The organism is Phenylobacterium sp. (assembly GCF_030651185.1).
In the GTDB taxonomy this organism is placed as follows: Bacteria; Pseudomonadota; Alphaproteobacteria; order Caulobacterales; family Caulobacteraceae; genus Phenylobacterium.
The window spans coordinates 240834-253497 of the sequence record NZ_JAUSCJ010000013.1 but is presented as its reverse complement, the minus strand read 5'-3'; the positions used below and the strand labels follow the sequence as shown (position 1 = coordinate 253497).

General features: G+C 68.1%; 14 protein-coding genes. 11 read left to right on the top strand and 3 right to left on the bottom strand.

Going from position 1 to position 12664, the window contains the following annotated elements:
* Window positions 1–77: 77 nt before the first annotated feature.
* On the top strand, window positions 78–1238 hold the full coding sequence (locus tag Q7J39_RS06395) for a hypothetical protein (RefSeq protein WP_304821591.1): 1161 nt from the start codon (window positions 78–80) through the stop codon (window positions 1236–1238).
* 60 nt (window positions 1239–1298) lie between these two features.
* On the opposite strand, the gene Q7J39_RS06390 is transcribed toward Q7J39_RS06395, so the two are convergent.
* Together Q7J39_RS06390 and Q7J39_RS06385 are read right to left on the bottom strand one after the other, a co-directional pair.
* Window positions 1299–1556: a cupin domain-containing protein gene (locus tag Q7J39_RS06390; protein ID WP_304821588.1), complete on the bottom strand. Its 258-nt coding sequence runs from the start codon at window positions 1554–1556 to the stop codon at window positions 1299–1301.
* A gap of 221 nt (window positions 1557–1777) precedes the next feature.
* Window positions 1778–2980, bottom strand: coding sequence for a Xaa-Pro peptidase family protein (locus Q7J39_RS06385; RefSeq protein WP_304821586.1), 1203 nt, complete (start codon window positions 2978–2980; stop codon window positions 1778–1780).
* A 53-nt stretch (window positions 2981–3033) separates the two neighbouring features.
* Between Q7J39_RS06385 and Q7J39_RS06380 the strand changes: the two genes are divergently transcribed.
* The 8 genes from Q7J39_RS06380 to Q7J39_RS06345 all read left to right on the top strand — a co-directional run bounded on the left by Q7J39_RS06380 (window position 3034) and on the right by Q7J39_RS06345 (window position 9756).
* Window positions 3034–3942 carry an aminotransferase class IV gene (locus tag Q7J39_RS06380; protein WP_304821584.1) on the top strand — a complete coding sequence of 303 codons (909 nt, stop codon included), beginning with the start codon at window positions 3034–3036 and terminating at the stop codon, window positions 3940–3942.
* Window positions 3939–4673 (top strand): hypothetical protein, encoded by a 735-nt coding sequence (locus Q7J39_RS06375; RefSeq protein WP_304821582.1) that lies wholly within the window; start codon window positions 3939–3941, stop codon window positions 4671–4673. Before Q7J39_RS06380 ends, Q7J39_RS06375 begins: the two co-directional genes overlap by 4 nt.
* A gap of 10 nt (window positions 4674–4683) precedes the next feature.
* Window positions 4684–5124, top strand: coding sequence for an HIT family protein (locus Q7J39_RS06370; RefSeq protein WP_304821580.1), 441 nt, complete (start codon window positions 4684–4686; stop codon window positions 5122–5124).
* Between the two features lie 94 nt (window positions 5125–5218).
* A complete protein-coding gene (locus tag Q7J39_RS06365) occupies window positions 5219–6148 on the top strand; it encodes a response regulator (RefSeq protein WP_304821578.1) in 930 nt (309 codons plus the stop codon).
* A 19-nt stretch (window positions 6149–6167) separates the two neighbouring features.
* Entirely contained in the window at window positions 6168–6662 is a 495-nt protein-coding gene (locus tag Q7J39_RS06360) for a GAF domain-containing protein (RefSeq protein ID WP_304821576.1), read from the top strand.
* Window positions 6663–6759: 97 nt separating this feature from the next.
* The gene (locus tag Q7J39_RS06355; protein ID WP_304821574.1) at window positions 6760–7902 is read left to right on the top strand and encodes a GNAT family N-acetyltransferase; all 1143 of its coding nucleotides are present in this window, start codon (window positions 6760–6762) and stop codon (window positions 7900–7902) included.
* Window positions 7903–7906: 4 nt separating this feature from the next.
* Window positions 7907–8842 carry a glycosyltransferase family 2 protein gene (locus Q7J39_RS06350; protein ID WP_304821572.1) on the top strand — a complete coding sequence of 312 codons (936 nt, stop codon included), beginning with the start codon at window positions 7907–7909 and terminating at the stop codon, window positions 8840–8842.
* Window positions 8839–9756, top strand: a complete 918-nt coding sequence (locus Q7J39_RS06345; RefSeq protein WP_304821571.1) for a hypothetical protein — start codon at window positions 8839–8841, stop codon at window positions 9754–9756. Before Q7J39_RS06350 ends, Q7J39_RS06345 begins: the two co-directional genes overlap by 4 nt.
* Here Q7J39_RS06345 and Q7J39_RS06340 read toward each other — a convergent pair.
* Window positions 9753–10457 (bottom strand): FkbM family methyltransferase, encoded by a 705-nt coding sequence (locus tag Q7J39_RS06340; protein ID WP_304821569.1) that lies wholly within the window; start codon window positions 10455–10457, stop codon window positions 9753–9755. The genes Q7J39_RS06345 and Q7J39_RS06340 overlap by 4 nt on opposite strands.
* A 157-nt stretch (window positions 10458–10614) precedes the next feature.
* On the opposite strand from Q7J39_RS06340, the gene Q7J39_RS06335 reads away from it, so the two are divergent.
* On the top strand, window positions 10615–11787 hold the full coding sequence (locus Q7J39_RS06335; RefSeq protein ID WP_304821567.1) for an acetyl-CoA C-acetyltransferase: 1173 nt from the start codon (window positions 10615–10617) through the stop codon (window positions 11785–11787).
* Window positions 11788–11847: 60 nt separating this feature from the next.
* Window positions 11848–12546 carry an SDR family NAD(P)-dependent oxidoreductase gene (locus tag Q7J39_RS06330; protein ID WP_304821565.1) on the top strand — a complete coding sequence of 233 codons (699 nt, stop codon included), beginning with the start codon at window positions 11848–11850 and terminating at the stop codon, window positions 12544–12546.
* Window positions 12547–12664: the final 118 nt, after the last annotated feature.

Genomic DNA, 12664 nt, shown 5'->3' with positions numbered 1-12664 from the left:
ATCGTCGCGGCGAACGACAGGAAGGCGGCTTACCAATGACAATCACCGTTAGATCACCCCACCGTAGAGCTGTTCTGGTGGGTCTTACCCTGTTGTCACAGCCGTTGAGCGGTTGCGGCCGCGCGCTTGGGAGCACGGATGATGCCGATAACTGGCTAGATCCTGTGACGGCGCCTGACTGGCGCTCAGATCGCCAAGCCAAGGAAACCTACCGTGAGCTTGCCCGCCATGCCAGCGATGACGGGGCCGCCTACTCGGACGACGGCAATCGGATCGCCTATTGCCGAAATCTCGGGCCTGGGCGCCAGATCGAGCTGATTGACCTGGAGGCCGGCTCGATCACGCGCATTGAGCACACCAACCCGATCATAAAACTTCGCGACCCGTGCTTCTCGCCGGATGGCGGCAAGTTGCTGCTGACGGGAACTCCGCCATTCTACGGCGGCATTTCTCAGGTCGCCGAGATCGACCTCGCCACGTGGGACGTCCGGGGTTTACTTGACTCCGCGGACGCTCTCTACCGCTGGCCGGTCTACCGGCCTGACGGACAAGGCGTCGTGGTCGGCGTCGGGCGAGGTCCGGTGGAGACAAACGACCGACGCCCTATTCACAATCTCGCCTATCGTCAGGCCTTCTTCTTCCAGGTCGCCCAAATCGCGGCAGACGGGCAGGTCGAGCTTGTCTCTCAAGTCTACCTGCCTGGCCTTCGCGGGCTGAGCGTGAGTTCCGAGAACCTGATCGGCTTTTGTTCCGGGGGCTGGTCGACGGAGCGCGACGGAATCAGAACCTACTTGTCGCTTGAAACTCGTTTCCCGGAGCTTTCGGAGGACGTCTCAGCCTTGGTCCTGACATTGCCGGTGCGAGGCGCAGACGAGCCAAGTCTGTCGGATGCTTCTGTCGCCGCGTCGCGCCTCCTGCAGGGGCGCGATCTCGCCGCCAACTTCAAAGCGCTCCTGCCGGATGGTCGCCTGGTCTATGCCACAGGGTCGAGCGATTTCTCAGTTCAGCAACTGATCTATGACGGGCCGACCGCAGAGTTGAGCGCGCCGGCCAATGTCGGCCCCGACACGGCGCGCGCCGCCAACCGGACAGGGGCCCTGGCGATCGTCAGTCACAAGAGCGACCTTCCCGCGGTCGCGACCATCTCAGAGAGGGGCGCGACGACGGTGCTGAAGTCCGGCGCACTTGCGCGTCAACCCACCCGGCAAGTCTCGTTCGACATTCCAGCGCCAAGCTAAGTGACGACCCATCTGGTCGTGAGGCGGCCGCCCGAACGAATACAGGTCAGCGTCGGGTGGTTAGTTGACCTTCGACTCCGCCCCGCGCTCACCGCCCTCGACGCCCCAGAAGATCACCCAGGCAGAAAAGTCGGCGGTGAAGTCCACGAACCGATGGTGCTCGCCCGCAGGGACAAAGATGACGTCATTGGTGGTGAATGGATGACGCTCTCCCTCTTTCTCGAATAAGCCGCTCCCAGACACGATTACGTAGAGCTCGTCTTGCTTGTGTGGCGTCTGGGTATCCTCGCCAACCGGAGCGTACAAACCGACCTTCATTGTCCCGTGGCGCAGAGCGTAAGCGAATCTCATCACCTCGGAGTCGGTTGGCAGAGTAGCTGTGACGTCTCTCGGCGAGAGTAGCCAATCACCTACTGACATGCGCATTCCCCCAGCGATCAGCGATGATGTCGATGGAAGTCGATGTCCGCAATGGGTCGGAAGCCGGCATTGGCCTCCGCGCCGGAGGCGGACCCTGCCCGCCATCATGAGCACCTGCCCTAGCGGCCGAACGGCGCCTCGAGGCTATCCTGGGGCTGGGTGAACCAGGCGGCGCCGTCCTGGGTGACGTGGAAGTGGTCCTCCAGGCGCACGCCGAAGGTCTCGGGGATGACGATCATCGGCTCGTTTGAGAAGCACATGCCGACCGCCAGCGGGGTCTTGTCGCCGCGCACCAGATAGGGCGCCTCGTGGATCGAGAGGCCGATGCCGTGGCCGGTGCGGTGGGGGAGGCCGGGTAGGTCGTAGTCGGGGCTGAAGCCCTCGGCGGCCAGGACGCGGCGGGCGACGGCGTCGATCTCCTCGCAGGGCACGCCGGGCTTTACCGCCGCGAAGGCGGCGGCCTGGGCGCGCTTCTCGATCTCCCAGACGCGGGCCTGCTCCTGGGTGGCCTGGCCGAAGACGTAGGTGCGGGTGATGTCGGAGTTGTAGCCCTGGACCCGGCAGCCGGTGTCGATGAGCACGAGGTCGTCCTGGACCAGCTGCTGCTCGCCCGGCAGGCCGTGGGGATAGGCGCTGGCCACCCCGAACTGCACCGCGCAGAACGACGAGCCGTCGTCGGCGCCCAGCGCCCGGTGTGCCTGGTCGATGAAGCGGCGGACCTCGGTGGTGGTGACGCCCGGCGCCAGGATGCGTGCCGCGCGGCGGTGGACCTCCAGGGTCATGGCCTTGGCCTGGGACATCAGGGCCAGTTCGGCCGGCGACTTGATGGACCGGCAGCCGTCGACCACCGGGGCGCCGTCCAGCAGGGCGAGGTCGGGGGCTGCGAGGCGCAGACCGTTGAAGACGAAGAAGGGCAGGGCGGGGTCGATGGCCAGGGACTTGGCGCCGAGGCCGGCGAGGGCCTGGGTGGTCAGGGCGTAGGGGCTTTCATGCTCCTCCCAAAGCAGCAGCTCGGCCTCCACCAGCAGGGCGGCCTGCAGCGAACCGAGCTCGAAGCGCGGACAGATCATCTTCAGCGGCCCGGTGAGCGGCAGGACCAGGGCCACCAGCCGCTCGGTGGCGTTCCAGGCGACGCCGGTGAAGTAGCGCAGGGACGGCCCGGCCCCGATGATCAGGGCCTGCGCGCCGATCTGGCCCATCAGCTCGCGGGCGCGGGCGATGCGGGCGGCGCGCTCCTGCGGGCCAATGGCCGGCGCCTTGGGCCAGGGCGTCAGGTCGGCGAGTTGCTCTTCCGCCGTTGATCCGCCGATGCCGTGGGTCATCTGGTGCTTCCTGGTCTAGCCGCGTCTCAAGTCCACCCCTACAACTTCACGCCATGGCAGGCAGTCAGGATTTCGCCGTCGATCCGCGCAATGCGGCGGCGCGCCTCTATCTCAACGGCGATCTCGTCAAGCGCGAGGACGCCAAGGTGTCGGTGTTCGATGCGGGCTTTGTCCTGGGGGACGGGGTCTGGGAAGGCCTTCGCCTGCACAAGGGAACGCTGCTGTTCCTGGAGGCTCATCTCGACCGGCTCTATGCGGGGTTGAAGGCCATCGCGCTCGACATCGGCCTGACCCGCCAGCAGCTCACCGCCGAGATCTGGAAGCTGCTGGACGGCAACGGCATGACCGATGGCGCCCACCTGCGCCTGATGATCACCCGGGGCGAGAAGGCCGCGGCCAACCAGGACCCGCGCAACTGGCTGGGCAGGCCCACCATCGTCATCACGGCGGAATACAAGTCGCCCAGCCCGGAAATCGTGACCCGGGGGCTGTCGCTGTTCACCTCCAGCATCCTCTGCACCCCGGCCCAGATGTTCGACATGCGGCTGAACTCCCACAGCCGCCTGAACCTGATCACCGCCCTGCTGCAGGCCATCGAGGCCGGCTGCGACGAGGCGCTGATGCTGGACCCCAGCGGCTTCGTCTCCAGCTGCAACGCCACCAACTTCTTCTTCGTGCGTGACGGGCGGGTGATGACCTCCACCGGCGACTTCTGCTTCAACGGGGTGACGCGGGGCAATGTCATCGCGCTGTGCCGCGCCAAGGGCGTCCCGGTCACGCTCGGCGACTTCAGCCTGGACGATGTCTATGACGCCGACGAGGCCTTCGTGACCGGCACCTTCGGCGGCCTGACGCCGGTCCGGGAGATCGACGGCCATGTCCTTCCGGCGGCTTTGCCCGGTCCCGTGACCACCGCGCTGCGGGCGGCCTATGAGGAGCTGAAGGACGCGCAGGGCGCATGACGGAGACCGTGCGGATCGCCATGTGGTCGGGGCCGCGCAACATCTCCACGGCCATGATGCGCAGCTTCGAGAACCGGCCCGACGCTGCTGTCGTGGATGAGCCGTTCTACGCGGCCTATCTGGCCGCGACCGGCCTGGCCCATCCGATGCGCGATGAGGTGCTCGCCTCGCAACCCCAGGACTGGCGCGAGGTGGCCGCGGCCATGGCCGGGCCGGCGCCGGGCGGCCGGGCGATCTTCTACCAGAAGCACATGACCCACCACATGCTCGACGGTGTCGGCCTGGACTGGACGCAGGCTTGCCGCAGCGCCTTCCTGATCCGCGATCCGGCCGCCGTCCTGGCCTCCTATACGGTCAAGCGCGCCGAGGTGACCCTGGCCGACATCGGCATCGTGCGGCAGCGGGAGCTGTTCGAGCGCGAGGCTGACCGCCGGGGTGTCGCGCCCCCCGTGGTGGAGGGCCGCGATGTGTTGGCCGATCCTGAGCGCGTGCTGCGCGCCCTGTGCGCGGCGCTCGCCATCCCGTTCCGGCCTGAGATGCTGACCTGGCCCGCCGGGCCGCGCGACACCGACGGGGTCTGGGCGCCGGCCTGGTATGACGCCGTCGAGCGGTCCACGGGCTTCGAGCCGCCTGGGGAAGCGCGCGCGACCAGGCTTTCCGACGATCTCCAGCGCATCGCCGACCTGGCCCAGCCGCACTATGAGGCCCTGGCTGCCCATGCCATCCGATAGGAGCTGATCCTTGGCCAATCTGATCGCCGATCGTGTCGAGGCCGCCCGGCGGGGCGAGAACCCCTATGTCATCGTCAAGATGACCTCAGGCTGGCTGGTGATCGGCGATGTGCAGCCGTTGCCGGGCTATGTCCTGCTGCTGGCCGATCCCGTCGTCGAGAGCCTGAACGACCTGGATGAGGCCGGCCGCGTCGCCTACAGCCTCGACACCATCGCCATTGGCGACGCCCTGTTGGCGGTGACCGGCGCCTACCGGATCAACTACGAGACCCTGGGCAACAGCGAGCCTGCCCTGCACAGCCACATCATCCCGCGCTACGCTGACGAACCCGACGAGAAGCGGCGGATGCCCGCCTTCATGGTCTATGACTGGGCCACCGCCCGACCGTTCGATCCGGCGGCGGATGGTGGCTTCGTGGCCGCGATGCGCCAAGCCCTGGCGGCCGTCTGAGACCGGCCGGCAATCGCGAATGAGAGCTGGGGCATAAACCCGATCTCAACGCTCATCGATCATGTTCGCCAAGGGTTGGGGATTTTCGGGGCCGATGAGCTCGCAACGACTGCTGCCAAGTTCGAACCTGACGCCTGACGATCTGTCGGGTCTGAAGATTCTCGTGGTCGATGACCACTCCAACACCCTGCGCCTGATCACCGATGTCCTGCGGGCGGGCGGCGTGGGGGAGGTCTACACCGCCCCGGACGGCAATCGCGCGCGCGAACTGCTGCGCCACCGGTGCCCGCACATCATCTTCACCGACTGGTCGATGCCGGTGATGGACGGGCTGGAGCTGGTGCGGTCGATCCGCCGCGGGGCCATCCATCCCGACCCCCTGGTGCCCAACCCCGAAGTGCCGGTGGTGATGGTCACCGGTCAGCGCAGCGAGCGCGATGTGCAGGTCGCCCGCCTCGCCGGGGTCAATGAGTTCGTCATCAAGCCCTTCACGCCCGCCGCCCTGCTGTCGCGCATCCAGCTGGTGCTGAGGCGGCCCCGGCCCTTCATCATCAGCGAGGCCTATGTCGGCCCCGACCGCCGCCGGAAGGTCGAGCTGAACTACTCTGGGCCCCTGCGCCGCACCTGCGATCCCGAGGAGGTCGCCGATGAGGTGGAGCGCGAGATCGCCCGCGAGACCATAAGCGTTGAACTGGAGGCCATGCGCCGCCTGATCACCGCCCGCGGCGGCGTGGATCGCGCCACCCTGCAGATGATCTACCGGGTCATGCAGCACACCAGCTTCCGCGCCCGCCAGGTGCGAGACCGGACGGTCGAGCGCGCCTCCCAGTCGATGCTGACCTATGTCGACGCCATGGGCGGCCCCGAGGCGTGCGATCCGGCGGTGATCGAGATTCACTTCGACGCCATTCGCAACCTGCTCAACCACACCGAGATGGAGGCGGGCGAAGCCGACCGCATCGGGCGCAATCTCGAGGCGGTGGTGAGCCGCAAGAGCGCGCGGCGGCTGGTGGCGGTGGGCTAAAGCCCTATATACGGCCCCCATGGCCGAAGCCTTCAACGACCTGACCCTGCCCGACGACAAGGCCGCCCGCTATGCGACGGTGGCGGTTGAGATCGCCGCGGTGCTGGACGGCGAACCCAACCGCACGGCGCGGATGGCCACCATCGCCTCGATGCTGGCCGCCAGTTTCGATCACTTTTTCTGGACCGGCTTCTACGTCGTCGACCCGGAGAGGGAGCGTGAGCTGGTGGTGGGCCCCTATCAGGGGACGCTCGGCTGCCTGCGCATCGCCTATGGCCGTGGGGTCTGCGGCGCGGCGGCGGCCACCGGCCAGACCCAGCTTGTCCCCGACGTCCACGCCTTCCCGGGCCATATCGCCTGCGACGGCCGGTCGGCGAGCGAGGTGGTGATCCCCGTGTTCGACGCCGCCGGAGCGTTGATCGCCGTGCTGGATGTGGACTCCACCGAGCTCGCCGCCTTCGATGAGGTCGACGTCGAATGGCTTGAGGCCATCCTTAGGAATTCATTCACCTAGTTCGCCTGTGACGCGAACTGGCACACGTGTTGAGGCATGTGGTTTGCAGCGCTGAAGTCCACCTTTCCCTAACCGGGACAAGCTAGGGCTTAAGACCATGCTGACCGCCGAGACCTTCCATCCGAGCGACCTTTCGGACACCGACATCGCCACTTGGCGGTCGCTGTGCGCCAGCCGTCCCGAATTCGCCAACCCGCTGATGGGGCCGGACTTCGCGATCGCGGTGGGCAAGGTGCGCGGCGACGCGCGGGTCACCGTCTGGCGCTGGCCGGGCCGCACCGCGGGCTTCCTGGCCTATCACCGCCGTCCGGGCAGCTATGCGCGGCCCATCGGCGCCCCGCTTTCGGACTATCACGGCCTGGTGGCCGAGCGGGGCCTGGACGCCGACGAGGCCCTGGCCGCGGCCGGCCTGTCGGTCTACCGCTTCACCGGTCTCACCGACCCGAACAACGCCTTCAACGGCTTTGGCGCCGTGGAACGCGAGAGCTTCGTCATCGAGCTTGAGACCACCGCCGAGGCCTATCTGGAGGCCCTGCGCGCCGCCAGCCCCAAGCGGTTCAAGAACTATCGCCGCCTGGACCACAAGCTGGACCGCGAGGTCGGCGAGCTGTCGATCCGCGGCGCCGACCGCGACCCGGCGGCCTTCGAGACCCTGCTGCGCTGGAAGCGTGAGCAACTGGCCCGCACCGGCGCCCACGGCTTCCTGAACGCCGACTGGACCCAGGGCCTGCTGCAGTTGCTGTTCGAGCGCCAGGACGGCGACTTCCAGGGCCTGATGGTCAACCTCTATGCCGGCGATCGGCTGGTGGCGGGGCATTTCGGCATCCGCCAGGGCGGCGTCTATCACCCGTGGATCGCGTCGACCGATCCGGAGCTCTCCGCCTGGTCGCCGGGCCAGGTGTTCCTGGGCCGGGCCATCGCCGCCATGCCGGAGATGGGCCTGATCACCTATGACCTCGGCCCCGGCCACGAGCACTACAAGCGCCCCTATGCGCTCACTACGCGGACGATCGGCGAGGGCGTCGCCACCGCGGCCAACCTCGGCGGCCGCGCGGCCCAGATGTCGGAACAGGCCTGGACCCTGGCCGGCGCCCACGGCCAGGGCGCGGTGGGCAAGCTGCGCCGCCGCCTGGACATCATCGCCAGCAGCGAACTCTCCTTCGCCGGCCGCGCCAAGGGCGTCGCCCAGGCCATCGCCGCCCGCACGCGCAAGCCTGCCGCCGAACTCGAGGCCGTCTGATCCCATGGCCACGCCGCGTGTCAGCCTGATCATTCCCACCCAGCGCCGGCTGGATGGACTGGCCACGGCTGCGCGCTCGACCTTCCTCCAGGCCGGCGTTGATCCCGCGACCCTGGAGCTGGTGGTGGTGGACAATGACCAGGTCCCCTCGGCGAAAGCCCTGGTCCAGGCCCTGGCGGCCGACGCGCCGTTCCCGGTGGTCTATGTGCACGAGCCTGAGCCCGGCGTGGCCAACGCCCGCAACGCGGCCATGGCCAAGGCGCGGGGTGACTTCATCGCCTTCCTGGATGACGACGAGGAGGCGCCGGCCGGCTGGCTGGCCGCCCTGCTGGCCGCGCAGGCCAGGTACGACGCCGATGTGGTGTTCGGCCCGGTGCGCGGCCGCGCGCCCGCAGGCCTGGTCAAGCACCGCGCCTATCTGGAATGGTTCTTCTCCCGGGTCGGCGACGGCCCGCGCGAGGGGGTGATCGATCACTATTACGGCTGTGGCGACAGTCTGCTGCGCCGCGCCAGCCTGCCGGATCCGAAGGCCCCGTTCTCGGCGCTGCGCAACCACATCGGCGGTGAGGACGATCTGCTGTTCGGCGGCATGAAGGCCAAGGGCGCGACCTTCGCCTGGGCGCCCGACGCCTGGGTCTGGGAAGACCCCGTGCCCAGCCGCCTGACCCTGGACTACACGATCGCCCGGGCCTTCGCCTACGGGCAGGGGCCCTCGGCCCACTGCGCCATCAGCACCCCGCCCGACCGTCTGGGCGTCGCGCGCTGGATGGCCATCGGGATGGGGCAGGCCGGGGTGTTCGGCCTGATCGCCGCCGTTCAGTGGCTGGTCCGCAGCCCGCGCTTCGCCTTCACCCTGGACCGCGCCGCGCGCGGCCTGGGCAAGACCCTGTGGTGGGGTCCCTTCAAGATTCACTTCTACGGCCTGAGGGCTCCGACATGAGCATCATCAAAGACTGGACGCCGGAAAAGGGCGCCGCCTTCACCCGGTCGAACCTGGCCTTCGAGCACGATCTGCACGCGCGGCCGATGTTCGACGACGCCGGGCTCGAGGCGCTGCTGGACCGCTATCCGCGCGAGAAGCTGGGCGTCTTCACCATGGGCGAGGACCCCGTGGCCTGGACCACCTGGCGGCGCGGTTCGGCCGGGACGCTGACCGGGTCAAAGCTGTTGGAGGCCGCCCAGTCGGGGCGCATCTGGCTGAACCTGCGCGAGACCAACCTGCACCTGCCCGAATACGCCGCCCTGGGAGACGAGATCTTCGCCGAGAAGGCGGCCCACGCGCCGGGCCTGCGGACCTTCAAGCGCGACCTGGGCATGCTGATCTCCTCGGCCAACGCCCAGGTCTTCTACCATCTGGACGTGCCGCTGGTGTCGCTCTGGCAGTTGCGCGGCCGCAAGCGAGTCTGGGTCTATCCGGTGGCCGACCCCTATGTGGGCGACGAGGCCCTGGAGAAGATCGTGCTGCGGGAGACCGCCGAGCAGTTCGCCTTCGACCCCGCCTGGGACAAGGGCGCGGAGGTCCACGACCTGACGCCCGGCAAGATGGTCACCTGGGCCCAGAACGCCCCGCACCGGATCGAGAACGGCCCGATGCTCAACGTCTCGCTCTCCATCGAATTCATGACGCCCCAGGCCCTGATGCGCGCCAACGTGATCTACGCCAACGGCGTCCTGCGCCGCCGGCTGGGCGCGCAACGGCCGCGCATCCAGAACGGATTCACGCCGGGCGCGCTGGGCAAGCTGGCGGTGGCGCGCGGCGCCAAGGCGCTGAAGCTGCAGAAGCCCAATCCGCGGGTCCTGCCCACCAGCTTCAAGCTGGACGGCGAGCGGCTGGGGAGCCTGCTGCCGGTCTAGTCGGCCACGAACAGATAGTCCTCGACCCCGGCATAGCCGTCCACCGCCACGAAGTCGGGCGCCTTGAGCGCGCGGTAGCCAAGGGGCCGCAGGATGTCCCAGATGTCGGTGGGCTTGGCGCCGGCGCGGGCGAGGGACGCGTCCGAGATTTCCAGGAACAGGGCCGGGCGGTGTTTCGCCAAGGTTCCGAGGCCGCCCCTCAGCACATTGACCTCCCAGCCTTCGACATCGGCCTTCAGGAAGTCCAGCCGGCTCAGCCCTTCCTGCTCGGCGAAGGCGTCCAGCGTGGTCAGCGGGACCACCTGGTCCAGGGTGTCGCGAGTGTCAGCGCCGTCCTCGCCGAAGTGGGCGATGCCGAAGCCGAGGCCGCCCCGCGCCTTGATCGGGGTGCGCAGGATCAGTTCGGCGGGCGCGTCCGACAACCCCATGGGGATCACCTTCACGTGGTCCAGCCGGTTGAAGGCCAGCGACCGGGTGAGGATGGAGCGCGCATAGGCGGACGGCTCGAAGGCATAGACCCGGCCCCGCGGGGCCATCCTGGCGAACAGTTTCGAGAACTGTCCGGCGTGGGCCCCCACGTCGATCACCACGGCCTCATTGGGGATGTGGGGCGCGAAGACCGGCGTCAGCTCCCGATGGTGCTGCCGCAAGGTGGCTTTGAGCAGGTGGGCCAGGAAATCCACGCGGCGTTTCAGGGTCATGGGATCTGGGTTCCGCCGGATTCAGGCAACGCTTGTGGCCCATTTCGAGAGCGCTGTAATCTGGCCTGAGTGCGAGCCCCGTTGGCTTCCGTGACGGCGCCCGCTTAGTTAGCTTTCCGACGCGCAAGAGACGCGCAATTCCAAAGGGAGCGGAACCATGGGCGAAGCCTATATCGTCGCGGCCTCACGCACGGCCGGCGGCCGCAAGGGTGGCAAACTGAAGGACTGGCATCCGGTCGATCTGGCCGCCAATGTCCTCAATGACCTCATCGACCGCACCAAGGCCGACCCGGCCCTGGTGGAGGACGTGATCATGGGCTGCGTCGGCCAGGTGGGCGAGCAGGGGATCAATGTCGGCCGCAACGCCGTGCTGGCGTCGCGCCTGCCCGAAAGCGTCCCCGGCACCAGCGTCGACCGCCAGTGCGGTTCCTCGCAGCAGGCCCTGCAGTTCGCGGCCCAGGCCGTGATGAGCGGCACCATGGACATCGTCATCGCCGCCGGCGTCGAGAGCATGACCCGCGTGCCGATGGGTCTGTCTGCGGCCCTACCGGCCCAGAACGGCTTTGGCACCTATATGAGCCCGGGCATCCAGGAACAGTACCCCAACATCCAGTTCTCGCAGTTCGTCGGCGCCGAGATGGTCGCCAAGAAGTACGGCCTGAACCGCGATCAAATGGACGAGTTCAGCTTCCAGTCCCACCAGCGCGCGATCGCCGCCACCCAGGCCGGCGCCTTCAAGAACGAGATCGTCGCCATCGAGGTGACCGACGCCGAGGGCAACAAGACCCTGCACACCGTTGATGAAGGGATCCGCTTCGAAGCGAGCCTTGAGGGCATCAAGGGCGTGAAGCTGCTGCGCGAGGACGGCTGCCTGACCGCGGCCTCCTCCAGCCAGATCTGCGACGGCGCCTCGGGCGTGATGATCGTCTCCGAGAAGGGCCTCAAGGAACTGGGCGTCAAGCCGCTGGCCCGCATCCATCACATGAGCCTGCTGGGCCACGATCCCGTCATCATGCTGGAAGCCCCGCTGCCGGCCACCGAACGCGCCCTGAAGCGCGCCGGCATGACCGTCGACGACATCGACCTCTTCGAGGTCAATGAGGCCTTCGCCTCGGTGCCGGTGGCCTACATGAAGTCGCTGGGCGTGCCGCGCGACAAGATCAACATCAACGGCGGCGCCATCGCGCTGGGCCACCCGCTCGGCGCCTCGGGCACCAAGCTGATGGCCACCCTGCTGAACGCCTTGGAGTCCACCGGCGGCAAGTACGGCCTGCAGACCATGTGCGAAGGCGGCGGCATGGCCAATGTGACCATCGTCGAACGCCTCTAAGCGCCTTGGCTTCCTTCTCCCCGTGCGGGAGAAGGAAGCCTTGCAGCCTTGGGGACTGACTTGAGCCAGCCACGCATCGTCGCCGTCACCGGCGCGTTCGGAATTCTCGGCGCCGCGGTCGCCCGCGCCGCGGCCGGGCAGGGGGCCAAGGTCGCCCTCATCGACTTCGCCAAGACCGCGCCCGAGGGATTGCTCGAGGCCTGTGGCCCGGACGCCCTGGCGCTTTCCGGCGTCGATCTCACCGATCCCAGCAGCGCCCAGGCGGCCCTGGATGAGGCGGCCGCTCGGTTCGGTGGCCTGGACGTGCTGGTCAATGTGGCCGGCGGCTTCGCCTGGCAGACCCATGCCGACGGCGATCCGGCGGTCTGGGACCGGCTCTACGCCATGAACGTCAAGACCACCGCCAATGCGAGCCGCGCGGCCATCCCGCACCTGCGGGCCAGCGAAGCGGGCCGCATCGTCAATATCGGGGCCAATGGCGCGGTGAGGTCGGGCGCTGGCATGGGCGCCTATGCCGCCTCCAAGGCCGGGGTCCATCGCCTGACCGAGAGCCTGGCCGAGGAACTGAAGGGCCAGGTCACGGTCAACGCCGTCCTGCCCTCGATCATCGACACCCCCACCAACCGCGCCGACATGCAGGGCGCCGATTTCGCCAGCTGGGTGACCACCGGCGAACTGGCCGCGGTGATCCTGTTCCTGGCCTCCCCGGCCGCCAGCGCGGTCACGGGCACCCTGATCCCGGTCACCGGACGAGTCTGATCCACCAATCTTGTTACGCCAAAGCCGCAGGGCGGGGCGAATCGCCCCATCGAGGTGGTGTTGGGTGGCGAGAGCTTACGAAGTAAGCCAGAAACGTCCCTGTTCCTGGGGAGGGGCG

Coding starts and splice junctions, on each gene's coding strand:
- Q7J39_RS06390 (WP_304821588.1), bottom strand. CDS start 1,556: ATGAAGGTCGGTTTGTACGCTCCGGTTGGCGAGGATACCCAGACGCCA.
- Q7J39_RS06385 (WP_304821586.1), bottom strand. CDS start 2,980: ATGACCCACGGCATCGGCGGATCAACGGCGGAAGAGCAACTCGCCGAC.
- Q7J39_RS06380 (WP_304821584.1), top strand. CDS start 3,034: ATGGCAGGCAGTCAGGATTTCGCCGTCGATCCGCGCAATGCGGCGGCG.
- Q7J39_RS06375 (WP_304821582.1), top strand. CDS start 3,939: ATGACGGAGACCGTGCGGATCGCCATGTGGTCGGGGCCGCGCAACATC.
- Q7J39_RS06365 (WP_304821578.1), top strand. CDS start 5,219: ATGAGCTCGCAACGACTGCTGCCAAGTTCGAACCTGACGCCTGACGAT.
- Q7J39_RS06360 (WP_304821576.1), top strand. CDS start 6,168: ATGGCCGAAGCCTTCAACGACCTGACCCTGCCCGACGACAAGGCCGCC.
- Q7J39_RS06355 (WP_304821574.1), top strand. CDS start 6,760: ATGCTGACCGCCGAGACCTTCCATCCGAGCGACCTTTCGGACACCGAC.
- Q7J39_RS06350 (WP_304821572.1), top strand. CDS start 7,907: ATGGCCACGCCGCGTGTCAGCCTGATCATTCCCACCCAGCGCCGGCTG.
- Q7J39_RS06345 (WP_304821571.1), top strand. CDS start 8,839: ATGAGCATCATCAAAGACTGGACGCCGGAAAAGGGCGCCGCCTTCACC.
- Q7J39_RS06340 (WP_304821569.1), bottom strand. CDS start 10,457: ATGACCCTGAAACGCCGCGTGGATTTCCTGGCCCACCTGCTCAAAGCC.
- Q7J39_RS06335 (WP_304821567.1), top strand. CDS start 10,615: ATGGGCGAAGCCTATATCGTCGCGGCCTCACGCACGGCCGGCGGCCGC.